17 protein-coding genes are annotated in these 23140 nt (G+C 64.5%); 6 read left to right on the forward strand and 11 right to left on the reverse strand.

The genetic code is table 11. From position 1 onward, the window contains the following. The first annotated feature begins 11 nt into the window (after window positions 1–11). Complete coding sequence (locus AC07Y0_RS23410) at window positions 12–794, forward strand: ABC transporter permease (protein ID WP_498679997.1); 783 nt, start codon at window positions 12–14, stop codon at window positions 792–794. Between the two features lie 36 nt (window positions 795–830). Here AC07Y0_RS23410 and AC07Y0_RS23415 read toward each other — a convergent pair whose 3' ends face one another. From AC07Y0_RS23415 to AC07Y0_RS23425, 3 genes are all read right to left on the reverse strand, one after another. After that, complete coding sequence (locus AC07Y0_RS23415) at window positions 831–2273, reverse strand: sigma 54-interacting transcriptional regulator (RefSeq protein ID WP_498679998.1); 1443 nt, start codon at window positions 2271–2273, stop codon at window positions 831–833. Between the two features lie 4 nt (window positions 2274–2277). Continuing rightward, window positions 2278–3453 (reverse strand): PAS domain-containing protein, encoded by a 1176-nt coding sequence (locus AC07Y0_RS23420; RefSeq protein ID WP_498679999.1) that lies wholly within the window; start codon window positions 3451–3453, stop codon window positions 2278–2280. A gap of 104 nt (window positions 3454–3557) precedes the next feature. After that, entirely contained in the window at window positions 3558–4283 is a 726-nt protein-coding gene (locus AC07Y0_RS23425) for a type 1 glutamine amidotransferase (protein WP_498680000.1), read from the reverse strand. Between the two features lie 469 nt (window positions 4284–4752). Here AC07Y0_RS23425 and AC07Y0_RS23430 point away from each other — a divergent pair, with 469 nt between their 5' ends. The 4 genes from AC07Y0_RS23430 (at window position 4753) to AC07Y0_RS23445 (ending at window position 12088) form a co-directional block, all read left to right on the forward strand. After that, the gene (locus AC07Y0_RS23430) at window positions 4753–7659 is read left to right on the forward strand and encodes a sulfite reductase subunit alpha (protein ID WP_498680001.1); all 2907 of its coding nucleotides are present in this window, start codon (window positions 4753–4755) and stop codon (window positions 7657–7659) included. A gap of 67 nt (window positions 7660–7726) precedes the next feature. Beyond that, window positions 7727–9049, forward strand: a complete 1323-nt coding sequence (locus tag AC07Y0_RS23435; RefSeq protein WP_498680002.1) for a type I glutamate--ammonia ligase — start codon at window positions 7727–7729, stop codon at window positions 9047–9049. A gap of 46 nt (window positions 9050–9095) precedes the next feature. Beyond that, window positions 9096–10583: a glutamine synthetase family protein gene (locus tag AC07Y0_RS23440; RefSeq protein WP_028738229.1), complete on the forward strand. Its 1488-nt coding sequence runs from the start codon at window positions 9096–9098 to the stop codon at window positions 10581–10583. A gap of 77 nt (window positions 10584–10660) precedes the next feature. Next, entirely contained in the window at window positions 10661–12088 is a 1428-nt protein-coding gene (locus AC07Y0_RS23445) for an aldehyde dehydrogenase family protein (RefSeq protein WP_498680003.1), read from the forward strand. A gap of 138 nt (window positions 12089–12226) precedes the next feature. Here the strand turns inward: AC07Y0_RS23445 and AC07Y0_RS23450 are convergent, their stop codons facing one another. The 5 genes from AC07Y0_RS23450 to AC07Y0_RS23470 form a co-directional block, all read right to left on the reverse strand. Next, window positions 12227–13732, reverse strand: a complete 1506-nt coding sequence (locus tag AC07Y0_RS23450) for a tripartite tricarboxylate transporter permease (RefSeq protein ID WP_498680004.1) — start codon at window positions 13730–13732, stop codon at window positions 12227–12229. Between the two features lie 9 nt (window positions 13733–13741). Then, complete coding sequence (locus AC07Y0_RS23455; RefSeq protein WP_498680005.1) at window positions 13742–14203, reverse strand: tripartite tricarboxylate transporter TctB family protein; 462 nt, start codon at window positions 14201–14203, stop codon at window positions 13742–13744. Window positions 14204–14297: 94 nt separating this feature from the next. Next, window positions 14298–15281 (reverse strand): tripartite tricarboxylate transporter substrate-binding protein, encoded by a 984-nt coding sequence (locus AC07Y0_RS23460; RefSeq protein WP_498680006.1) that lies wholly within the window; start codon window positions 15279–15281, stop codon window positions 14298–14300. 203 nt (window positions 15282–15484) lie between these two features. After that, on the reverse strand, window positions 15485–16840 hold the full coding sequence (locus AC07Y0_RS23465) for a sigma-54-dependent transcriptional regulator (RefSeq protein WP_498680007.1): 1356 nt from the start codon (window positions 16838–16840) through the stop codon (window positions 15485–15487). Next, window positions 16840–18663 (reverse strand): sensor histidine kinase, encoded by a 1824-nt coding sequence (locus AC07Y0_RS23470; protein WP_498680008.1) that lies wholly within the window; start codon window positions 18661–18663, stop codon window positions 16840–16842. The genes AC07Y0_RS23465 and AC07Y0_RS23470 overlap by 1 nt, the downstream gene beginning before the upstream one ends. A 292-nt stretch (window positions 18664–18955) precedes the next feature. On the opposite strand from AC07Y0_RS23470, the gene AC07Y0_RS23475 reads away from it, so the two are divergent. Beyond that, the gene (locus AC07Y0_RS23475) at window positions 18956–20578 is read left to right on the forward strand and encodes an ABC-F family ATP-binding cassette domain-containing protein (protein ID WP_498680009.1); all 1623 of its coding nucleotides are present in this window, start codon (window positions 18956–18958) and stop codon (window positions 20576–20578) included. Window positions 20579–20626: 48 nt separating this feature from the next. Here the strand turns inward: AC07Y0_RS23475 and ubiV are convergent, their stop codons facing one another. From ubiV to ubiT, 3 genes are read right to left on the reverse strand one after another with little or no spacing between them, the layout of a single operon-like run. Continuing rightward, complete coding sequence (gene ubiV, locus AC07Y0_RS23480) at window positions 20627–21595, reverse strand: ubiquinone anaerobic biosynthesis protein UbiV (protein ID WP_498680010.1); 969 nt, start codon at window positions 21593–21595, stop codon at window positions 20627–20629. A 2-nt stretch (window positions 21596–21597) separates the two neighbouring features. Next, entirely contained in the window at window positions 21598–22575 is a 978-nt protein-coding gene (ubiU, locus tag AC07Y0_RS23485; RefSeq protein WP_498680011.1) for a ubiquinone anaerobic biosynthesis protein UbiU, read from the reverse strand. Continuing rightward, a complete protein-coding gene (ubiT, locus tag AC07Y0_RS23490; RefSeq protein WP_498680012.1) occupies window positions 22566–23075 on the reverse strand; it encodes a ubiquinone anaerobic biosynthesis accessory factor UbiT in 510 nt (169 codons plus the stop codon). Before ubiT ends, ubiU begins: the two co-directional genes overlap by 10 nt. Between the last annotated feature and the right edge of the window lie 65 nt (window positions 23076–23140).

Consider the following 23140-nt stretch of genomic DNA (forward strand, 5'->3'; position numbering starts at 1 on the left):
GGGAGAACATCATGCACAAACTCATCTGGTGGCAGAAAAGCCTGGTCGGCGTCGCGGTCGGAACCCTGCTCTTCCTCTATGTCCCCGTCGCGATCCTGATCCTGTTCTCCTTCAATGACAGCCCGGTCACCTCCTTCCCGCTCTCGGGTTTCACCTGGGGCTGGTACCAGAAGGTCTTTGCCAATCAGGACCTGCTGAAGGCCCTGAAGAACAGCCTGATCGTCGCCATTTCGGCAACGGCGCTGACCATTGTGATCGGGGTGCCGGCGGCACTCGCGCTCGACCGTTATCCCTTCGTCGGCAAGCAGCTGTTCAAGAACACGATCCTGCTTCCGCTGTCGCTGCCGGGCATCGTCACCGGTATCGCCATGCTGAACTTCTACAAGCAGATCGGTCTTCCGCAGAGCCTCGGCGCGGTGGTGATCGGCCATGCAACGGCGCTGGTCGGCATCGTCGTCGGGCAGGTCTTGGCGCGGCTGGAAAAGGTCAACCGCAACCTCTCAGAGGCAAGCTCCGATCTCGGTGCGACCGGCATCGAGACCTTCTTCTATGTGACCCTGCCGAACATCCGCTCGGCAATCATCGGCTCGGCCCTGTTGTGTTTCACGCTGTCCTTCGACGAAATCCCGGTCACCTACTTCCTGACCGGGCGCGACGTGACGCTGCCGATGTACATCTACTCGACGCTCAGGCGCGGCATCACGCCCGAGATCAATGCGATCGGCGCACTGATCGTCGTCGCATCGCTGGCGTTGATCCTGAGTTCGGTCAGCATGCTGCGGCAGAAGCAGTAGGAAGGATAAGGGGCCCGGCGTTCGCGCCGGGCTTCTTCAATCGCTGGCGCGGTTTGTCTTGCGCACGATGGTGGCGATATCGACGCCAAGCTCCTTGGCCGCCGCCCGCTTCGATCCCAGCCGGTCGAGGGCTTCGTTGATGATCCGCTCCTCGAAGGCGCGGGCCATGTCCTTCAGCGTCCGTCCACCCGACTCGATCTCGGGCATCGCGGTTTGTGGCGTGGCAGCCATCGGGAGCTGATCGGCGGTGGCATTCTGGACGCGCGAGAACGATGGCGGCAGATGCTCGGGGCTCGCGACGTCGGCTGCGACAATATCGATGTAGTCGACCACGCTCTTCATCTCGCGCAGGTTGCCGGGGAAGGGATGGCGCATCAGAATGGCCCGGCAGGCCGCCGACAGCCTGAGCGGCGCACCCCGCTCCTGGCTTGCCCTTTCGAGCATCATGTCGAGGATTTCCGCCTTGTCCGGGCGATTGCGCAGAAGCGGGATCTCCACCGGGAAGGTCGACAGGCGATAGAGCAGGTCCTTGCGGAAGCCGCCCTGCCGGGTCATTTCGGTCAGGTCGCGGTTGGTGGCGGTGATCACCCGGGTGTCGATCTTCTTCGACACTGATGAGCCGACCGGCTGGATGGTGCCGTCCTCGAGAAATTTCAGCAGCTTCGGCTGCGACGACAGCGGGATTTCACCGATCTCGTCGAGAAACAGCGTGCCGCCGGCAGCACTTTCGATATAGCCGCGCTTGCCTGCCTGGAGCGCGCCGGTGAATGCGCCGCGCTCATAGCCGAACATCTCCGACTCGAACAGTGTCTCGGGGATCGAGCCGCAATTGACGTGGACGAAGGGGCGGCCGCGCTCCCCGCCGGTTAGATGGATATGCCGCGCGATCGCGGTCTTGCCGACGCCGGATTCACCGAGCAACAGGATGCGGAAATTGCGCGCATAGGCCCGGACGGCCTGATCGATCTGGGTTCTGAGGCCGTCCGGGAAGAGGAGGCGCGCGCTTTCCTTCTGGTCTCCGGCGGAAATCGACCGCCCGGTCATGCCGCGTTTCGCGCGGTCCTGGTTCTCCGGGTCGCGCAGGAAGTAGACGGTGAAGCCACTGGCCGATCCAGCCACCACCAGCACGCGGCGGCTGGCCTGATAGACCTTGCCGGAGATCTTCGCCCGGATCAGACCCTGCGCATGGCCCCGCTCGGCCGAGGCGAGGAAGTCATCCATGTCGAAGTCGGAAAAGCGCAGGAAGGTCGACAGCGCCTGGCTTTCGAAGGGCGATGCAAGCCGGGCGGAGCGCTCGGCGGCGGTGTTGAGGAAGACCACGACCTCGTCGGGGTCGACGATCATCAGCCCGTCGGGCAGGAGATTGGCAAAGGCCAGGAACTGCGCGCTTTGGAAGTTCTGCTCCCAGGCTTCGCGGCTCAGCGCCTCCGCCCCCCGGACGCCTAGATAGAACTGCGGTATGTCGCCCGGTGTCATCATTCTCTTACGGCCGCTTTGGCTGGCGGGACGCCCTCTTGGGCGCGTGCGCTTCCCGCTCTCGAACAGTTATAGCCGTCCAGGCCTTGTCGTCCATGCCGCGGATCTGGCGGATGTGGACGTCGAGCAGGACGGAGGGCCCGGGACCGCCGGGATTGGTGAAGAGCGACCAGCCGGAGGCTCTCTTGCGGGTACGGACATAGGCCAGGAGCTGGCTCTCGACCGTCCGGCTGCCGGAAAAGGCCGCGGCAAAGGCCTTGTTGCGGTTGATCACCTTGCCTTCCGCGTCGAGCACGATCACCGGGTCCGGCATGCCGTCGAGCGCGCGGATTGCGAGCTTCAAAGCATTGGCCTTCTCGTCGTCGGCATTACGCTGTTCGGTGATGTCGCGGCAGTTGCCCCACAGTCGCAGCAGGAAGCCGTCGACGATATCGGCCCGGACGTCGTTAAGGATATATTGCAGCGTGCCGTCATGGCGGCGGTCGATGCTCAGCGCATCGTTGATCGCGTAGTTGGACTTGATGATCTCGTCGACGAACTTCTCGTTGGCGGCGCTGCGCGGCCAGTAGAGGCGCACGTCCTGTTCGTTGAAGTCGACGGATTCCGGCAGCTGGTAGATGCGTGACATGGCCGGATTGCACATGCGCCAGACCGACTGGTTTTCGAACACCTGCCGGATCACTTCGCTCTTCGGCAGGGTGGTGTCGACCGGCTCGAGGAAGACGATGCCCCAATGCGCCTCGTTGGAGGTCTCCACCATCGCCTGAAGCGTGCGGAAATCATCCTCCATCTGCCGATATCGGTTTCCCACGGGGCCGTAGTCCATCTTGGCGAGCCTCAGCGCGATCTCGCCGTTGAACCTCACGAAGCGGGTCCGTGCCAGGGTCCGGATCGGCCGGCCGCCGCGCGCCAGCAGCGTCAACTCCAGGGTGGCACCATGCTCCGAACGGCTGCGATTGCGCAGGATCTGCTGGATTTGCACGAAGGATTCCGGGGTGTAGAACGCGGATGCGTCACAGCCGGAAATTTCGCGGTCATAGGTTCCGAGCAATTCGGCCTGGGCCTCGTTGAACCAGAGCACCCGTCCCTCGTGCGAGATCACATCGACCAAAAGATCGGCTTCGAGCGACAGGCCTGCGTCCGCATGGCCCTGGTCCGGCAGCGCTCCCTCCATCATCGCCATGGTTCTGCGACCTTTCTGACATCGGAGCCGGACCGTCATCGCCTGGCCGGCTGCCTTGAAAACACTCTCGGGCAATCCGGCGCGAACCGGAACCCCCACTTCACTCAAACGAGACCCGTTCCCACAATGAAATTGCCGATCATGCGTTCGCAGCCGGGAATGAAATTGTAGCGGGCGGCCTGCGCCGGATCGATCTCGCTCCAGCAGGTCGCCATGCGGTCGCAGGTGGTTTCCGGATGAAACTGCACCGAGACCCAGTTGCCGCCATGATCGAGGGCCGCGGCCGGGAGCGTCGGACGCGTGGCAAGTACGGTCGTGCCCTGCGGGATCTCGATGACACGGTCGAAATTGCCGAAGAAGAAGGGGGAGGTCTCGTCGAAGCCGTGCAGCAGGTAGTGGTCGCGGCCTTCGTCGGTGAAGGCCAGCGGCAGGCTACCGACTTCTGGGCCGGCAGGATTTTTCTCGACCCGGCCGCCGAGCACCGTCGACATCAGCTGGTGGCCGCCGCATATGCCCATCAGCGGCTTGCCGGTGGCGCGCCAGCGGGCCAGCCAGTCGGCGATCTCGAGCTGCCAGCGATAATTGTCGGATACAGAGGCAAAGCTCCCGCCGAGGATCACGCCGTCGATCGCATCGATATCCGGCAGCGGCTCGCCTTCATGGGCCTTGATGCCGAGATAGTCGATCTTGTCCAGCATGCCGATCTGGTCGAGCAGGGCGGCGATGGCGATGGTCTCGTCATCGCCGCCGTGAATCCGGCGCCAGGTGGATTTGCTGTAGCTGCCGGGTTCGGCGAACTGTGAGATATAGGCAAGTGTCTTCCTGGGCATGATGAATCCGTCGACAGAATGGCAGCCATGGACCGGACCTGGAAGGCCGGCACTACATAGAGTCAGCAAGATCCGTGCCATAAGAATAGTTTAATATATTCAGTCGCTTGCCTTTTTGTGTGTGCAGCGCTGATGCGCAGACGCATAGGTCTTCGTCAATTTCGCATCAGCCACCGTCAATGGCTTCAGCCCGCCTCCGGTCGCCTTGCCCGAGGAAGGGGAGATGGCCGTTTTCTCCCGGCAATCGCGAGGTTGGACGCGTTCATATTGCGGGTGCGAGCAACAAGGCCTTGATGCTGCGTGTTTGCAGGAAATTCCCCCGGCAAAATCGCATCACGACGGGCCTGCTTGGGCCGCCACCGCGCGGTCCTAAAAATTTCTCTTGTGAAAACAAAAGGTTATAGAGCTGAAAACAGCTGGCACGGCTTTTGCTGCTGTCATGGGAAAGCGCCAAAGAGCGAGGGGAACCATGATCGCAGACGATTTGACCGACATCGGCAGCTTACCTTTCCTCGATATGAGCGACCCGGACTTCTCCATCCGGTCGCAACAGGTCAACGACGCCCGCGAGAAGAGCTGGTGCGCGTGGACCAACTACGGGCTGGCCGTGTTGCGCTACGACGAAGTGCACAAGCTGATGCGCGATGCGCGTCTCCGGCAGGGCAGCTACGCCTGGCCGAAGCTGAACGGCGTGTCCGGCCATTTCGCCGGCTGGTGGGAGCGCATGCTGCTGAGCCAGGAGGGCGCCAACCACGCCCGCCTACGCCGCCTCGCCAATCCCGCCTTCTCGCCCAAGCTGGTAATCGGCCTGCGGTCTGAATTTGCCAAGCTCGCCAATGAACTGATCGACCAGTTCATCGAGAAGGGCGCCTGCGAGTTCATGGCCGATTTCGCCGAGCCTTATGCGACGCGCGTCATCTGCATGCTACTCGGGCTGCCGCACGACAAATGGCGCGAGCTGGCGGATCTCGCGGCGGACATGGGGCTGGCCCTCGGCGTGACCTTCAAGCAGGACCTCGAGACGGTGGACGCCGCGACGGTCAAGCTGTTCGACTACGTGATGACGCTGGTCGATGAACTGCGCCAGCAGGACCTCGGCGAGGATTTCCTCTCCATGCTGGTCCGTACCAACATGCAGAGCGACGAGGCTTTGTCGGAACGGGAACTCTACGACCTGATCATGCTCGCCATCTTCGGCGGCATCGACACCACCCGCAACCAGATCGGGCTCGCCATGGACGTGTTCATGCGCCACCCGGAGCAGTGGCGGCTGCTGGGCGACAATCCGGAACTGGGAAAATCGGCCGTCGAGGAAGTGATGCGCGTCCGCCCGACGATCACCTGGGTGACGCGCGAAGCGGTCGAGGATTTCGTCTATCAGGGGCTCGAGATCAAGTGCGGCACGACGATCCACCTGTTCGGCCAATCGGCGGCATCCGATCCGCGGGCCTTTGCCGATCCGTCCTTCGACATAACGGCTGAACGCAAGCCGCATTTCGGCTTCGGCGGCGGCGCGCATTTCTGCCTTGGCCATTTCATCGCCCGCGGCGACATGACGGAGGCGCTCGCCATTCTGGCCCACCGGGTTCGAAATCCGCGCATTGACGGCAATGCCCGCTTTCTGCCCGACAGCGGCAATACCGGGCCGATCACGCTGCCGATCGCCTTCGACAAGGGGGAGCGCAAGGCGTTCATCCCGCCGAGCGCCGAGGAACCGGCAAAGCCCGTGGTCGCTGCCGGTGCCGAGACGGGGCCCGCCGTTTCGCTGACCGTCCTTTACGGCACGCAGACTGGCAATGCCGAGCAGATGGCGAGCGATATCGCCGGAATTGCCCGAAGCCGCGGCTTCGCTCCCCGTATCGCCCCCCTCGACAGCATCGAGATGGACGAGCTTGCCGGGCTGAAACGCCTGCTGATCGTCACCTCGACCTACGGCCAGGGCGAGATGCCGGACACGGCGCGCGGCTTCTGGGAAGCGCTCAGCGGCGGAGACGCGCCGGACCTCAACGGTCTTTCCTATTCGCTGATGGCCATGGGGGACTCGGGCTACGAGACCTTCTGCGCTGCTGGTCGCGACATGGACGAGCGGCTTCAAGCCCTCGGGGCGCAGGCGATCGAGCCGCGGGTCGATTGCGATACCAATTATGCGGCCACCGCCTTTGCCTGGGTCGATCGCGCGCTGGCTGCGGCCCGCGCCGTGGAAGGTGAGGATGCCGAAATGGAATTGGGCGATCTGCCCGCCGAAGCCGCCATCCGCTCCAAATGGAACCGCCGCAATCCCTACCCGGCGCGCATGGCGGCCAATCGTCGGCTCTCCGGCGCGGGTTCGGCCAAGGACACGCGGCATATCGAGTTCGAACTCGGCGACAGCGGTCTCGCTTACGAGGCCGGCGACTGCATCGGCGTCATCCCGCAGAACGACAAGGGTCTCGTCGATGCGCTGATGAACCAATTCGGCGCCTGTGCCCATGTCCCGGTCGCAGGCCACGACAAGCCACTCGGCACGCTGCTGACCGAAGCCTTCGAGATCAGCACACCTTCGCGTGAACTGATCGCAGAGGTCGCCCGCCTTTCGGGCGATGCCGAACTGAACCACGTGTTGGAGAACGGCGACCGTCAGGCCCTTGATGCCTGGCTGCGGGGCCGCGACATTCTCGACCTTCTTGGCATGATGCCGAAGGATGCGATGTCGCTCCCGGACTTCATCAGTCTGCTGAAGCCGCTCCAGCACCGCGCCTATTCGATCGCCTCGAGCCCGAAAGAGCATCCGGGCAGCATCCACCTGACGGTTGCCACCATCCGCTATCAGAGCCATGGCCGGGCGCGGCAGGGCGTCGCCTCCACCTTCCTGGCCGACCGTGTCGGGGAAGGCAAGACGGCGCCGATCTTCCTGTCGCCGAACCGGGCCTTCCGTGTCCCGGAAAATGACGCTGCGCCGATGATCATGATCGGTCCCGGCACCGGTGTGGCCCCCTTCCGCGCCTTCCTGCAGGAGCGCCGCGCTCGCGGCGCAAAGGGCCGCAACTGGCTGTTCTTCGGAGACCAGCATCGCGACCGCGACTTCCTCTATCAGGATGACTTCGCCGCCATGCAGGTCTCCGGCCTGCTGACGAGGCTCGATCTCGCCTTCTCCCGCGATCAGGCGGAGAAGGTCTATGTCCAGCACCGGATGCGCGAGAACGCGCGCGAGCTCTTCGCCTGGCTCGAGGACGGCGGGTACCTCTACGTCTGCGGCGACGCCACGCATATGGCGACCGACGTCGAGCAGGCACTGGTCGAGATCATCGCCTCCGAGGGGGCGATGTCGGCGGACGATGCCGAGGCCTATCTCGACCGACTGCGCAAGGAAAAGCGCTACGCCCGCGACGTCTACTGACCGCTGTCCCGACCTTCATCCACCCTATCAGGGGCGGCTCCGGCCGCCTGTATCGGAGAGAGATTGCATGACAAAGCTCAATGAATTGGCAGCCCGGCTCGAACGGGATGGGATCGACATCCTGCATGTCGGCCTGTTCGACTATGCGAGCGTCTTTCGCGAACGTCGCCTGAAGCGCGAGCAGTTCCTTGCCTGGGCGCGGGACCCGCGCTTTTCCAACACGCTGCCGCACTGGGACTCGGCCGACAGCCTGTTCGGCGGCGGCCCTTATCTCACCGAGGCGCTGAGCCTCGACGTGGACTCGCTTCGCCCCTATGCCTTCGAGCCGAACGCCGCGGCGATCGTTGCCGACTATGCGGGGGAAAACCGCGAACTCATGCCGCGCGCCGTGCTGGCGCGCCAGATCGAGCGTGCGGCCAGCATGGGCTACGAGGTGCGCGCCGCCTTCGAATTCGAGGTGATCTTCCTCAAGGAAAATGCGGCAAGCCTGCGCGACAGCGGCTTTTCCGCCATGCACACCTTCATGCCGGAGAACAAATGCTGGTCGGGCCAGACGGCGGCCGATCAGGCCGAATTCGTTTCCGGCCTGGAGAAAGCCATCGTCGATCACGGTGTTTCGCTGTTTGCGGTCGCCGGTGAGTTGGGTCCGGGCTGCTTCGAAGCGACGCTTGCCGCCGAGACGCCGATGAAGGCCGCCGACGATGCCGCCTTCTTCCGCCAGGCGGCCCGTGCCTATGCCCGCCGGCAGGACATGACGGCGAGCTTCATGGCCTCCATGGGCGGCTCCTTCCCCGGCATCGGCGGTCATGTCACCCTGTCGCTCCGGGACAAGGCGACCGGGCGCAACGTCTTTTCCGATCCGGCTGCCACGACCAATCAGGCGGCAAGGCACTTCATCGGCGGCATGGCCAGGCTCGTGCCCGAGGCTTTCGCGCTCTGCGCTCACACGGTCAATGCCTATCGCCGCTTCGCTCCCGGTTCCTGGGCGCCGAAATCGGTCAGCTGGGCGGAATACACGTTCACCACGGCGGTGCGGTCCGTTCCGTCGGCGGAGGATAGCGCCCGCCTGGAATTCCGTCTGCCCGGCGCCGACTGCAACCCGCATCTGACGCTGGCGCTGGCGCTGGCCGGCGGTCTGGACGGACTGGAGAACAAGATCACCCCGCCGGACGCGACGCCCTTCGGAGGGCCGGACGATATTCCGCCGGGCGCCACCCGCCTGCCGCGTGATCTGAAGGACGCAGCCGACCGACTGAGAGCGAGCGAACTCGCCGCCCGCCATTTCGGCGAGGCCTTCACCGCGCATTTCGCCAAGGCCTGCGAGATCGAGCATGCCGCCCTTGCCCGCGCCGTCAGCGCCTTCGAGCTCGCCCGTTATCTCGAAGGCTGAACCCCCAAACCCGTCCCAACCCAAAAACAAAAGAGGAGAACGCCCTATGGCAAAGCACGAAAACTGCGACATGTTCCGCGAACTGAACGATCCTATGCGCAAGGAACGCGTCGCGCGGGTAAGCGAGAAGATCAAGGCTCTCGGCATCGAATACATCTACTACCAGTACATCTCGATAACCGGCCGCGTTCTCGGCAAGGCGGTTCCGGCCCGCCACTGGGAATACAATGCCCGCAAGGGCGTGCAGACGTGGATGGGCGGCGTCACCAACGTCTCGACCGACATGAACGGCACGCTGTTCGGCTTCTCGGCCAATGATGGCGAGACGGTCGCGCTGCCCGACCCGGAAACCTTCTGCCAGCTGCCCTGGGACAAGCGCGTCGCCCGTGTCTTCTGCACGCTGTTCTACGGCCTTGAGGACGCGAAAAATCCGGGCGGCTATTTCGAATGCGATACCCGCGGCAACCTCAAGCGTTTCGACCGGGAATTCCGCGAGAAGCACAACGGGCTTCACCTGCGCGTTGGCATGGAGCCGGAAATGCTGTGGCTGAAGAAGAACCCGGACGGTTCGGCTACGCCCTATTCCGGCATCACCGAACCCTATGCCTACCACATCGGCCAGTTCGAAAGCGCCCGTCACATCTGGACGCAGGTCTATGAATATTCGCACGCCATGGGTCTCGACATGATCCAGGGCGACGTCGAGGACGCGCCGGGCCTGCTCGAACTCAACTTCGCCTTCGACGATGCGCTGAAGACCTGCGATCGGCTCACCACCTATCGCCAGATCTGCAACGAGGTCGCCCGCCAGCACGGACTGATCGCCTGCTTCATGGCAAAGCCGATGATGGGCGTGCCGGCCAATGGCTGCCACCACAATTGCTCGATCTGGACCGGCGGATCGGCTGAGCTGCAGCAGCTGGTGCCGGGCGAGCTGCCGGGCATGGAAGAACTCTTCACCTACACCAAGGGTGGCGTGAACGAGTTCGAGAACAAGGAGGAAGGCTGGTTGCCGACCGAGATCGGCCACCATGCCCTTGGCGGTGCGCTGAAGCATATCGGCGCGCTCACCGCGATCGGAGCCTCGACGGTCAACTCCTATCGCCGCTTTGCCGATGTCGGCCTGTGGGCACCGATCGGCGCCAACTGGGGCCTGCAGAACCGCTCCTGCACCATCCGCATCTCGGCACCCGACCGCTTCGAGTTCCGCGCCGTCGACGCCATGGTCAACCAGCACCTGTTCTGCGCGGCGCTGATCAAGGCGCTCGACGACGGTATCTCCAACAAGATCGACCCCGGCGCACCGGAAGATCGCAATGTCGTGGAAGTGATGAAGGCGGGCGGCCATGTCGACCTCATCCCGCTCAACCTCAACGAAGCGCTGGATGCCCTGCAGAAGGACGATCTGGTACTGGAAGCCATGCCCGGCAGGCTCTATGAGTTGTACGACCTGATGAAGCGCGACGACTGGAAGCGATTCCTCAAGGAAGTCACCAATTGGGATCTCGACCGCTACATGGACTACCTGCCCTGAGCGATACGAGCAGAATTTTACGAACGGCGCCCGACGCCGTCCGCCTTGCCATTTCCGACCTCTGATTGGAGTTATCCATGTCTCACCATCTGCAATTCTTCATCGACGGCGCCTGGGTCGATCCGGCCGTGCCGGCAACCCTCGACGTCATCAATCCCGCGAACGAAGAGGCCTATACCCAGATCTCCGTCGGCTCGAAGGCCGATGTCGACAAGGCGGTTGCCGCCGCCAAGAAGGCCTTCGCCAGCTTTTCCAAGACCTCGGTCGCCGAGCGCCTGGCGCTGTTGAAGAAGATCCTCGAAGTCTACAATGCCCGCTTCGAAGACATCGCGGTTGCTGTGTCCAACGAAATGGGCGCGCCACTGTCCTTTGCCCGCGACGCCCAGGCCTGGGCCGGCCGCGCGCATATGGAATCCACCATCGAGGCGCTGGAGAACTACACGTTCTCCGAGAAGCGCGGCTCGACCACCGTGGTCAAGGAGCCGATCGGCGTCTGCGCGCTCATTACGCCGTGGAACTGGCCGCTCAACCAGATCGTCTGCAAGGTCGCGCCGGCGATTGCCGCCGGCTGCACGGTTGTCCTGAAGCCCTCGGAAATCGCTCCGATCTCCGGCATCGTCTGGGCCGAGATCATGGAAGAGGCCGGCGTGCCGAAGGGTGTGTTCAACCTCGTCAACGGCAACGGCCCCGATGTGGGCCAGGTCATGGCCGGCCACCCGGATGTGGACATGGTGTCCTTCACCGGCTCGACCCGCGCCGGCATCATCGTCGCCAAAACCGCGGCCGACACCGTCAAACGCGTCGCCCAGGAACTCGGCGGCAAGTCTGCCAATATCGTGCTGCCCGACGCCGATCTCGAAACGGCCGTGACCAAGGGTGTGCAGGGCTGCTTCGGCAATTCGGGCCAGTCCTGCGATGCGCCGACCCGCATGCTGGTTCCGGCCGACCGCCACGACGAGGCATTGACCTTCGCCAAGGCCGCTGCCGAAGCCCACAAGGTCGGCAGTCCGACCGCCGAGGATACCGATCTCGGCCCTGTCGTTTCCCAGCTGCAGTTCGACAAGATCCAGCGCCTGATCGAGGCCGGCATCAAGGAAGGCGCAACCCTCGTCACCGGTGGCCTCGGACGCCCCGAGGGTCTGAACCGCGGCTACTATGTCCGCCCGACGATCTTCGGCAACGTCACCAACGACATGACGATCGCCCGCGAGGAAGTCTTCGGGCCCGTGCTGTCGATCCTGCCCTACAAGACCGAAGAAGAGGCGATCGCCATCGCCAACGACACGGTCTATGGCCTTGCGGCTTACGTCCAGTCGCAGAACATCGAGCATGCCCGGGCCGTTGCGCTCGAGATGCGCGCCGGGTCGGTTTACCTCAACTATCCGGACTGGGACACGCACGCCCCGTTCGGCGGCTACAAGCAGTCGGGCAACGGACGCGAATATGCCGACTGGGGCATCCACGATTTCCTCGAGATCAAGGGCATTGTCGGCTACGGGGATTGAGTATCGGCCAGAGACGCCCGGGACCCCTGGTCCTACGGCGGCCCGGGGAACACCGGCAGATGAAAATCGCCCGCGGCAGTCTCCTGCCGCGGGCGATCGTCGAAGGGCGTGGGGTGCCTGCGCAATCAGGCCGAGGGCTCAATCCTCTTCCTGGAAGACCTCTTCGCGCTTCGCCTTCACCGAGGGCAGGAAGACGACGACGAGGACGGCCACGGCAATGAGCAGAAGCACGGCGCTGATCGGCCGGGTGACGAAGGTCATCGGGTCGCCGCGCGACAGGATCATGGCGCGGCGCAGATTCTCCTCCAGCAGCGGCCCGAGCACGAAGCCGAGCAGCAGCGGCGCCGGCTCGCAACGCAGCTTGACCAGGATGTAGCCGAGCAGCCCGAAACCGGCGACGGCATAGAGGTCGTAGACGTTGGAATTGACGCTGTAGACCCCGATCGAGCAGAAGGCCATGATGATCGGAAAGAGCACGTAGTAGGGGATGGTGAGCAGTTTCACCCAGAGCCCGATCAGCGGCAGGTTCAGCACCACCAGCATCAAGTTGCCGATCCACATGGAGGCAATGATGCCCCAGAACAGCGCCGGCTGTTCGGTGGCGACGTTCGGCCCGGGCACGATGCCCTGGATGATCATCGCGCCGACCATCAGCGCCATGACCGGGTTGGCCGGGATGCCGAGGGTGAGCAGCGGGATGAACGAGGTCTGGGCACCGGCATTGTTGGCCGATTCCGGACCTGCGACGCCCTCGATCGCGCCATGGCCGAACTCTTCCGGATGGTCGGAAATGCGCTTCTCGACCGTGTAGGAGGCAAAGGCCGCGAGGATGGCGCCGCCGCCCGGCAGGATGCCGAGCGCCGAACCGATGGCCGTGCCGCGCAGGACCGGCGCCACCATGCGGCGGAAGTCGTCGCGCGTCGGCCAGAGGTTGCTCACCTTCGACATCAGCACGGTGCGGGTCTTCTCGCCTTCCAGGTTGCGCAGGATCTCGGCGATGCCGAAGACGCCGACGGCGACCGCGACGAAGTTCAACCCATCGGCATATTCGCGGATGCCGAGGGTGAAGCGCGGCGTGCCGGAATAGATGTCGGTGCCGACGAGGCCGAGCAGCAGGCCGAGCGAGACCATGGCAAGTGCCTTGACGATCGAACCGTGGGCGAGAGCGATCGAGGAGACAAGACCGACGACCATAAGAGAGAAGTACTCGGCGGCGCCGAACTTGAGTGCCACGGCGGTGAGCGGGATGGCAAGAACGGCGACCAGGAAGGTGGAGACCGTGCCGGCGAAGAAAGAGCCGAGCGCGGCGATGGACAGCGCGGCACCGGCGCGGCCGTTTCGGGCCATCTGGTAGCCATCAATCGCAGTCACCGCGGACGAGGATTCGCCCGGCATGTTGATCAGGATCGCGGTGGTCGACCCACCGTATTGCGCGCCGTAGTAGATGCCGGCGAGCATGATCAGCGAAGAGACCGGCTCGAGCTGAAAGGTGATCGGCAGCAGCATGGCGATGGTCGCGGTGGCGCCGATGCCGGGCAGCACGCCGATCAGCGTGCCGAGCAGAACGCCGATCAGGCAGAAGAGCAGGTTTTCCGGCGAGGCCGCGGTGGAAAAGCCGAGGGCGAGATTGCTGAAGAAATCCATGGGTTCTTCCTAAAACCGGGTCCAGGGGCCGAACCGTTCGAAGGGCAGGCCGAGGGCGTAGCTGAAGACGATCACGGAGAAGACCGTGATGGCGGCGGCCAGCAGCAGTGCCATGACCGGGCCCATGCGGTGCGAGGCAAAGGCGGCGATCAGCGCTGCGAAGAAGATCGACGGCACGAAGCCGAGGCCGCGCACGGTGAGCCCGAAGAAGATCGGCGCCGGCAGGATGAGAAGGATGCCCCTCAAGGCGATCGGGCCGAGCGGTTCGCCCTCGACCTTGCCGGATTGGAGAAGAATGATGGTGCCGAGCAGGATCAGAATGGCGGCAAGCATGAGCGGGAAGAGCCCCGGTCCCATGCGAAAGGCCGTGCCGAGCTCGAGGCTGAGGCTTTGATAGGCGAAAAAGCCGCCAAGCCCCATGAACAGAGCGCCGCAAAGGGCGTCGGTCCGGTCGAATTTCATGGATTTCATGGTGTCCCCCTTGGTGCGGCCGTCAAAGCCGCTGAGTCACGCCGCGCGGGACTGCCGCCCGCAATCGCGCGGGCGGCAGCCACAAAGCGAGAGGTCAGTCGGCGAACTGGCCGGCGGCTTCGATCACGGGCTTCCAGCGGGCGATCTCGCTTTCGAGCTTAGCCTTGAGTGCTGCCGGCGTCGCGTCGGCTTCCGGCGACGGTGCGGTGCCGAGTTCGGCGAAGCGGGCGGCGACGTTCTGGTCCTTGAGCGCGACCTGAAGCGACTTCGACAGGCGTTCAATGGCCTCCGAAGGGGTGCCCTTCGGTGCGTAGATGCCGTGCCAGATACCGACCTGGAAATCGGCGAGACCGCCTTCGGCTGCGGTCGGCACGTCCGGCAGAACGTCGAGACGGGCGGGCGATGTCACGGCATAGGCCTTGATCGTGCCGCCCTGGATCTGCTTCGTCGTATTGGTGGTCTGGTCGCACATGATGTCGACCTGGCCGCCGAGCAGGTCGGTCATGGCCGGACCGGTGCCCTTGTAGGGCACGGTCACGATGGGGGTGTCGATCGCGCTCATCAGCAGCATGCCGCAAAGATGCGAGGCGGCACCGATGCCGGCATTGGCGACGGTGACGGTATCCTTGTTGGCCTTCATGTAGTCGACCAGGCCCTTGAGGTCGGCCGGCTCGAGGTCCTTGCGGGCGACGATCGTCATCGGCACGTCGGTAACGAGGCCGACATAATCGAAGGCGTTCAGCGTGTCATAGGCGAGTTTGCGATAGAGTGTGGCGCTGGTCGCCATGCCGATGTGGTGCAGCAGCACGGTGTAGCCGTCCGCCGGAGCGGCAGCGACCCGGCCGGCGCCGAGCGTGCCGCCCGCGCCGCCGACATTTTCGACAATGATCTGCTGACCGAGGTCCTTCGACATCGATTCGGCGACGAGGCGGGCCACGGTGTCGGTGGGGCCACCGGCGGCGAAGGGCACGACCATGGTGATCGTGCGCTCCGGATAGCCCTCGGCAAAGGCGGCGGCGGACGACAGCGTGACAGCGAACGCGGCACCGAGGCCGAGCATAGTTTTCAGGATCTTCATCGAATTCCTCCCGGATGAATTGCGCCAGGCCGGTGCGGCTCCTTCCGCGCCGGTCCTGGATGCGCCAACAGTGCGGGGCGGAGGGCGGCTCGCAAGTGGTATGAGGCGGCACGGGCCCGGTTTTGACGATGCATGCAATGCAGCATGGGTGGGTTCGGGAACAAAGCGCGATGATGATGGGTGGAAATCCACCCATCGGCCGATCAGCTATCGAAGTCGTCGAGCGTCATGCCGGGCTTTCGTTCGAGCCCGTATTTCTGCATCTTCTCGTAGAGCGTCTTGCGGGAGATGCCGAGCTGCTCGTAGACCGGCCTCAGATTGCCGCCATGGGCGGAAATTGCGCTTGCTAGGATGCCGCGTTCATAGGTTGCGACCTTGTCGGCGAGGCGCTGGCGCACGGCGACCTGCGGGCTTTCGTCGGGGAGAGGATCGAGCCCCAGCACCAGCCGGTCGGCGGCGTTGCGTAATTCGCGGACATTGCCTGGCCAGGGGCGGGCGGCAATCTCGGCCAGCAGGGCGGGGGAGACGTCGATATCGTCGCGCCTGTACCGGGCGGCGGCCTCGCGCACCAGCTGGAGAAAGAGGATCGGGATGTCCGCAAGCCGGTCTGCCAGGGCAGGCACATGCAGGGTCGCGACATTGAGGCGATAGAAGAGGTCTGCACGGAAGCGCCCTGCTGCGACCTCGGCCTCCAGGTCCGCCTTGCTGGTGGCGATGAAGCGTACGTCGAGCGGTACGACCTCGTTCGAACCCAGCCGCGTAATGACCCGCTCCTGCAGGACGCGCAGGAACTTCGCCTGCAGGTCGAAGGGCATGGAGCCGATCTCGTCCAGCAGGATCGTGCCGCCGCGGGCATGCTCGAACTTGCCGTAGCGCGGCCGTAGCGCGCCGGGAAAGGCGCCGGCCTCGTGGCCGAAAAGCTCGCTTTCGATCAGGTTTTCCGGCAGGGCCGCGCAGTTGATGGCGATCAGCGGCCGGTTGGCGCGCGCGCTCACGTCATGCAGCGCGCGGGCCACGACTTCCTTGCCGACGCCGGTGTCACCGATGATCAGCGTGTCTGCGTCCGTGGCGCCGATGGCCCGCAGCCTGTAGCGCAGGTCGACCATGACCTGGGTTCTGCCCGGCAGGCGGGTCTCTATGTCGTCGCGCTTGCCGGCGACGGCGCGCAGCCGGCGGTTTTCCATGACCAGGCTGCGCCGGTCCAGGGCCCGGCGGATGATGCCGGCGAGATGCTGGGCGGTGAAGGGTTTTTCCAGGAAGTCATAGACGCCGGCGCGCATGGCGCTGACGGCGAGCTGCACGTCGGCATGGCCGGTCACCAGGATCACGGGGATTTCGGCATCCACCTCTCGGATGTGCTGCAGCAATGTCATCCCGTCCATGCCGGGCATGCGGATGTCGCTGACGACGACGCCGCCGAAACCGTAGCCGACCAGTTCGAGAACGGGCTCCGGCGTCGAAAAGGTCGTCACCTCCAGGCCGAAGAGTTCGAGCGCCTGGGCCGAGGACCGGCGCATGTCTTCCTCGTCGTCGATCAAAAGGATGCGCTGGCCGTTCATTACTCAGCCGCCTCCTTCATCTTTTCCGCGGCGTCGAGCTCGATGCGGAACACCGCGCCGCCTTCCGCATGGTTGGCGACCGACAGGCTGCCGCCGAAATCCTTGACGATATTATAGGAAATCGAGAGGCCGAGGCCGAGCCCCTTGCCGACGCCCTTGGTGGTGAAGAAGGGGTCGAAGATGCGCTCGGCGATGGCTGCGGGGACGCCGGGTCCATGGTCGCGGATGGTAATGACGACCTTGCCGCCCTTGCGGCGAGCTTTGAGTTCGATGTTGCGGTCGGCCTGACCCTCCACCGCATCGGCGGCATTGGTGAGGATGTTGACGAGGACCTGCTGCAGGCGAACCGGTCCGGCCACCACGAAAAGATGTCCGCGACCGAGGTCGACGTCGAGGGTCGCGTTGGCCACCTTGAGCCGGGCTGCGACGATTTCCAGCGTGTCGTCGATCACCGCGTCCAGCGCCACCGGCCCGAGCTTCTCGTTTGGCTTGCGGGCGAAGTTCCGCAGGTGCCGGCTGATCGAGGCCATGCGGTCGACGAGGCCCGAGATGCGCAGCAGGTTGTCGCGCGCCTCGCCGGTGCGGCCGCGGTCGATCAGCAAGGCGGCGCTATCGGCATAGGTCTTGGCGGCGGCGAGCGGCTGGTTGAACTCGTGCGACAGGGCTGCGGACATCTGGCCGAGGCCGGCGAGCTTGCCGGCCTGGATCAGATCGGCCTGGGTCTTGCGCAACTCCTGTTCGGTAAGTCGCCGCTCGGCGATTTCCAGTTCGATCTGCTCATTGACGCGGGCAAGGTCGGCGGTGCGTTCGGCAACACGATGCTCGAGTTCGTTGCGGGCCCGCTCCTCGATACGCAGCCGTTCGGCCGTGCGGGCCCGGCGCTGCAGCAGGATGGCGATCGCCAGACCGGCGAGGCAGACGAAAAGCACGACGGCGATCACCACGGTGCGGGCCTGGCCGCGCACCGATGCCGTGTCCATCAGCACGTTCACGGTCCAGTCGGCCTCGGGCATGTAGTGCGACAGCACGAGGTATTCGCGGGAAGCGCCGCCCGCCGTGACCGTCATCAGCCGGTGGCCGCCTTCCTCGCTCTCGCGCAACGGCAACTCTTTCAGCGGCGCATCTGCATAGCGACGCGAGGCCTGGGTGCGGGCGAGCCGTGCCGCGTCCAGCGGATGGATGCCGCTATAGAGCCACTCCGGGCTGCCGGTCATGAAGATGATGCCTTCCGGATCGGCGACGAAGATCTTGTATTCGCCGCCCTTCCACGACGCCTCGATCGAATCGATGTCGACCTTGAAGACGATCACGCCGCGGATGTCTTCATCGACGCTGACGGGCGAGGCGAAATAGTAGCCGCGTTTCAGGGAGGTGGTGCCGAGGGCGTAGAACCGGGATTGCCGGCCCTTGGCGGCATCCTGGAAATAGGGGCGGTAGCTGAAGTTCTGCCCGACGAAGCTCGCCGGCCCGTCGTAATTGCTGGCCGAGATCGTCTCGCCGTCCATGGTCATGACATAGATGTCGGAGGACCGGAGCAGGGCGTTGATTTCCTTGAGGTAGGCGTTCGCGGTCTCTCTCAGGGCGGGATCGGAGGGCGCGCGCAGCAATGCCTTGATGTCGTCGTGATCGGCGATCAGCGCGGGGAGCGGTTCGTAACGGCTCAGGTGGCCGCCAAGCGCCGAGACGGCGAGGCGCAGTGCCGAACTTGCCTGGAGCGATGCCTCTTCCATATAGGCGCGCGTGGCCACAGCGCCGCCCTGGAAGACGGCAAGCCCGATGAAGACGGGTAGAATGACAAAGACCAGGGCATGTCGCAGTTTCACGGAACAACGGCCTCCTCTTCCGTTCCCCCGGCCAGGGCGGCCGTCGGCACGAGTTTAGAGAGGCAGGCGACCGTTTCCTAGAGGCGATCTGCGTGGAACCGCGTCCGGCGGGCGGGTACGCCTGTCAGTTCGCCGTGGTCGAACGATGCGCCCAGCCCGTCATGCCCGCTCATGCAGGGTGGTCGGCGGCAGAATGACCAAATCGGGCCGCTGCACTGCGATAAAATTTCGACAGATCATGCGACCCGTGACATAAGGCGCCCCGGAACCCCTCAAGCCCCCATGTCCGGTCATGATTCGTATCGAAAACATCAGCAAGCAGCTCAGCCACCGTATTCTCTTCATCGAGAGCTCCGCCGCGCTCAACAAAGGCGAGAAGATCGGCCTGGTCGGTCCGAACGGGGCCGGCAAGACGACGGTCTTCCGCATGGTGACTGGCGAGGAACAGCCGGACGAGGGCCAGATCTCGGTCGAGAAGGGCGTGACGATCGGCTATTTCAACCAGGATGTCGGCGAGATGTCCGGCCGGAGCGCGGTGGCCGAAGTGATGAACGGCGCAGGCCCGGTCAGCGAGGTCGCTGCCGAGCTGCGCGAGCTTGAGGCCGCCATGGTCGATCCGGACCGGCTGGACGAGATGGATACCATTATCGAGCGCTATGGCGAGGTCCAGGCTCGTTACGAGGAGCTCGACGGCTATGCGCTGGAGGGCCGCGCCCGCGAAGTGCTGGCTGGCCTGAGCTTCAGCCAGGAAATGATGGACGGAGACGTCGGCAAGCTGTCGGGCGGCTGGAAGATGCGCGTGGCGCTGGCCCGCATCCTTCTGATGCGCCCCGATGTCATGCTGCTCGACGAACCGTCGAACCATCTCGACCTGGAGAGCCTGATCTGGTTGGAGCAGTTCCTCAAAGGTTATGAAGGCGCGCTGTTGATGACCTCGCACGACCGCGAGTTCATGAACCGCATCGTCAACAAGATTATCGAGATCGATGCCGGCTCGCTCAACACCTATTCCGGCAATTACGAGTTCTACGAGCAGCAGCGGGCACAGAACGAAAAACAGCAGCAGGCGCAGTTCGAGCGGCAGCAGGCGATGCTGGCCAAGGAAATCAAGTTCATCGAGCGCTTCAAGGCGCGCGCATCCCATGCCTCGCAGGTGCAGAGCCGGGTGAAGAAGCTGGAGAAAATCGACCGCGTCGAGCCGCCGAAGCGCCGCCAGGTCGTCGCCTTCGAATTCCAGCCGGCACCGCGCTCGGGCGAAGACGTTGTCAATCTGAAGAACGTGCACAAGAAGTACGGCCAGCGGGTCATCTACGAGGGCTTCGATTTCATGGTCCGGCGCAAGGAGCGCTGGTGCATCATGGGCGTCAACGGCGCCGGAAAGTCGACCCTGCTGAAGCTGGTGGCGGGTGATTCCACACCCGATCAGGGCACGGTCAGCGTCGGCGCCAGCGTCAAGATGGGCTATTTCGCCCAGCATGCGATGGATATTCTCGATGGCGAGATGACGATCTTCGAGACGCTGGAAAGCACCTTCCCGCGGGCAGGCCAGGCGCCGCTGCGGGCCCTTGCCGGCTGCTTCGGCTTCTCCGGCGACGACATCGAGAAGCGCTGTCGCGTTCTGTCGGGTGGAGAGAAGGCGCGTCTGGTGATGGCGATCATGCTGTTCGACCCGCCGAATCTTCTGGTGCTCGACGAGCCGACCAACCACCTTGATCTCGACACCAAGGAAATGCTGATCAAGGCGCTGTCGCAGTATGAAGGCACGATGCTGTTCGTCAGCCACGACCGTCACTTCCTGGCGGAGCTTTCCAATCGCGTGCTGGAACTGACGCCCGAAGGCGCGTTCCAGTATGGCGGCGGCTACACGGAGTATGTGGCGCGGACCGGCCACGAGGCGCCGGGCCTGCGGAGCTGACGTTCTGGGGAGAGCCCGGCCGATCCGCTTGATCGGCCGGCTCGATCGTCAGGCCATGGCGCCGCTCGCTACATCGCGGGCGCGGGCCACCCAGGCCGCACCCTCGCGGGCGTGGTGGAAACCGTTGGACAGCGGCGCTGCCGGATAGATGTCCCGGAGATGGTCGATCGCCTCATCGGCCTCCAGCGTGCCGTCGAGCATGGCGCGATAGAGCCTTGCGACCGCGACCATGTCGCAGTCCTGCGGCGACAGGCGCATGGCCGAGACGCCGCACGCGGCGAGGTCCGCCAGTTCTCCAAGCAGCGCCTGGCAAGTGTGGGACACGGTCTGAACGCCGTTCAGCGCGAGGAAGGACTGGCGGTCCAGCGTCTTGACCGACAGGCCGTCCGGCTCCTCGCCGCAGACGAAAAGGCAGTTGTCCTTAATCTTGCCCTTGGAACGGGCATGGGCGCAGCGCGCCGAAATGGCGAGCGGCATGCGACCGAAGGCGAAGACCTCGAAATCGATGCCGGGGCTGTCGGCGACGATCCGCTCGACGGAGGTGAAGGGCAGTTCGGGCGGCAGGCAGATGGTCCTGGCGCCCCGGTTCGCCAGCAGCCTCGCGGTTGCCGCATTGTAGACATTGACCAGCGGGCCGACATTGTGCGGCTTGCCGTTCAACAGCCCGAGCGCCGAAAGGTCGTTAGCCTCGATCCGATGATCGCTCTCCTCGACCAGTTCGCGCACCTGCCGGCTTTCCCGCTCCAGCGTCACCAGCGCCAGCGTCGAGAACACCACGGTCTTGCCGGCCGCCTCGAGCCGTTCGGTCACTTCGGCAAGATGGGGTTCGATGAAATGCTGGCGCTTGGAGCACACGGTCTCGCCGATCACCACCGCGTCGAAGGGCGATTCGTCGGCGATGCGGAAATGGAAGTCGCGCCATTTGGGGCCGTCCCACAGATAGTAGACGGGACCCATGGTGAGCGAGGGGGAAGGGGAAGGGGAAGGGGAAGGGGTATCGGTATCGGTATCGGTCATGCTTATCTCCAGCGCTTCTCGTAGGCGCCCGATGTGGTCTTCTGCCCTTCGCTCAGACCCCGCAGGCCGGCGAGAAGCGCAGTGCGCTGTTCGGGTTTGGCCGAGAGCGCCTTCTTCAGCGTCGAGACGACTTCGGCGACATAGGCCTTGCCGCGCTGGCGACCCTCGATCTTCAGCGCGCTGACGCCGGCGGCGGTCAAGGCGTCGATCTCGCTCATGACGTCGAGCGAGACAGGATCCTCGAAAGCGTAGGCCCGGTCGTCGGCGATGTCGAAACGGCCCTTGCATAGCGTCGGATAGCCGGCGGCCTCGCCGGCCGGGAAGCGGTTTATGGTGTAGTCGCCGAGCTCGGAGACGAGCTCATTGCCTTCCTTGCGGTAGTGGACGTGGCTTGCCGGAGAGCAGACGCCGTTCATGTTGGGCGACTTGCCGGTCGCATAGGAAGAAAGCGAGCAGCGCCCCTCGGCCATGACGCAAAGCCCGCCGAAGACGAAGACCTCGATTTCGCAGCGAATCTTCGGGGCGATGCGGGCGATGTCGGCGATGGTCAGCGTGCGTGGCAGAACGACCCGCTTGGCGTTGAAGGCGTCGACGAGGAAATTGATCGCGTCGACATTGGAGGCGGAGGCCTGGACCGAGACGTGCAGCCGCTGTTCGGGATAGCGCTCCGTCACATGCGCCATCAGGCCGAAATCGGCGAGGATCAGGGCGTCGGCGCCAAGCGCCACGGCGTCGGCTGCGGCGCGGTACCAGATCTCTTCGTCGCCGGCGCGCATGAAGGTGTTGAGCGCGACGAAGGTCTGCGTCTTGTGGCGACGGGCATAGGCAATCGCCTCGCGCAGTTCGTCCCGGCTGAAGTTGAGACCGGGAAAGTTGCGGGCATTGGTCTCGTCGCGGAAGCCGCAATAGACGGCATCGGCGCCGGCATCGACGGCTTCGCGGAAGGCGGCGGGGGTGCCGGCCGGGCAGATCAGTTCCATGCGGATCCCTCTCTGCTAAGCGCGCGGCGGCGAATGCCCTCGGCCATGCGGCCGAAGATCGGGGCGAAGGGACCGGCCAGCGTCGAGAGGTCGCGCGGCAGGTCGATGTCGCAGTCGTCGAGGGCGTTTCGCATGGCGAGCATGGCCTCCATGTCGCCGGTGACGTTGAGGTCGCGGGAGAAGAACAAGGCGTCGGCGTCGCACCGTCCTTCGAGCAACGCCAGCAGCATGAACAGCGGACCTTCGACCGTCGCGTCGGCGGTGATCGTCGAACCGCTCTTGCGCAGCACGCGGATCGACGGGCGGCCGGGCTCGACAACGAAGGCGAGCGGAACGTCGCTGGGCACAAAGGCGAAACGCTTGGCCTTGTGCTCGCCCAGGCGTTCGAACAGACCGGGATGCTCTTTCATCATGCGGCTGAACAGGAGGCCCGTCGCTCGCTCGATCACCGCTATCGGGACGTAGTTCAGGGGCGTGGCGAGCGTTCTGGGAAATTCCATATTTTCAGGGCCTTTGCGGAATGCGGTGCGCGCCATGCTAACGGCTCGCTCGGCGCGAGCGTTTG

Source organism: Allorhizobium sp. GW101-3B10, assembly GCF_059424725.1.